Genomic DNA, 509 nt, shown 5'->3' on the forward strand with positions numbered 1-509 from the left:
GATTACAGATACGGCAGTCATACGGTCTACCAGATCGAGTATCACTTTGTTTGGGTGACTAAGTACCGATACAAGGTGCTCAGCGGTGAGGTTGCTGAGCGAGTGCGAGAGCTGGTGAGACAGACGTGCGAAGCATTTGAAATTCGGATTGTGAAAGGTGTGGTGAGCAAGGATCACGTGCATATTCTGGTGAGCAGTCCGCCGAATTTGGCGCCGAGTGAGATCATGAGGCGGATCAAGGGGCGTACGGCGAGCAAGCTTTTCGAGGAGTTTCCCCATCTGAAAAAGCGCTATTGGGGGCAGCATTTTTGGGCTCGCGGGTACTTTTGCGCGACGGTTGGGCAGATGACGGAAGAGATGATCAAGCAGTATCTGGAGCATCATTTTGAGCCGAGCCCGAACGATAATTTCAGGATGGAGCCTGACTGATCCGACGCGTCGTTCAGTCGACGCGTATCCGGACTTTCAGTCCGTAAGTCACTAACCCACCGACTTCAGTCGGTGGTTGT

Annotated in this window: 1 protein-coding gene; it reads left to right on the forward strand. The window is 52.8% G+C overall.

Features of this window, described 5'->3' with window-relative positions; all coding sequences use genetic code 11:
• A partial coding sequence (tnpA, locus tag DBO86_RS01705) for an IS200/IS605 family transposase (protein ID WP_146173169.1) occupies nucleotides 1-429 on the forward strand: 429 nt, incomplete at its 5' end.
• Between the last annotated feature and the right edge of the window lie 80 nt (nucleotides 430-509).

This window comes from Ectopseudomonas oleovorans, assembly GCF_003052605.1.
Classification (GTDB): Bacteria; Pseudomonadota; Gammaproteobacteria; order Pseudomonadales; family Pseudomonadaceae; genus Aquipseudomonas; species Aquipseudomonas oleovorans_A.